This window comes from Ureibacillus massiliensis 4400831 = CIP 108448 = CCUG 49529 (assembly GCF_000772965.1).
GTDB classification, from domain to species: Bacteria; Bacillota; Bacilli; order Bacillales_A; family Planococcaceae; genus Ureibacillus; species Ureibacillus massiliensis.
In genome coordinates, this window is sequence record NZ_JPVQ01000128.1 from 1 (window position 1) to 735 (window position 735).

At 35.0% G+C, this 735-nt stretch carries 1 protein-coding gene; it reads left to right on the forward strand.

Translation table 11 applies throughout. From position 1 onward, the window contains the following. Nucleotides 1-735 (forward strand): reverse transcriptase domain-containing protein (locus CD30_RS19235; protein WP_036180879.1); only part of this gene is annotated, 735 nt, incomplete at both ends.

The following is a 735-nucleotide window of genomic DNA, read 5'->3' on the forward strand; positions in this document are numbered from 1 at the left end:
CACCAAGCCATAAAGAAATCTATCAAATACTATGAACAAGGCTATAAAGTGGTAGTGGATTGTGATCTCAAAAGTTACTTTGACACCATTAACCATCAAAAGCTAATGGAATACCTCAAGGAATTCATTAAAGATAAAATTATATTAAAGCTAATTTGGAAATTTCTTAAAAGCGGAATATTAGAGAATGGCTTTACCAAACCAACTGAATTCGGTGCGCCTCAAGGCGGTGTACTTTCACCAATTCTTAGTAATGTTTATTTAAATCAGTTAGATATAGAACTGGAGGAAAGAGGACATAAATTCGTTCGCTTTGCGGATGATTTTTGCATCTACGTTAAAAGTAAACGAGCTGGTGAACGTGTCCTTGATAGCATTACAAAGTTTTTGGAGAAGGAACTGAAGCTGACAGTTAATAAAACTAAAAGTAAGGTGGGGTCTCCGACCAAACAAAAATTTTTAGGTTTCTGTATCCACAGTACATCTAAAAGTACAGGATGTAGACCACACCACTCCGCGAAGAAAAGATTCAGAGATAAACTAAAATATAAAACTAGACGAAATCGTACTGGTAAATTTGAGGATATCGTTAAAGAAATTAATCAAGTTACGGTTGGATGGATAAATTACTATGGCATTGGTTTGATGAAAATGTTCATTCAAGATATGAGAAAGTGGCTAAACCATCGGTTAAGGCAACTTATTTGGAAAAGGTGGAAGAAAGTCAAGACAAGG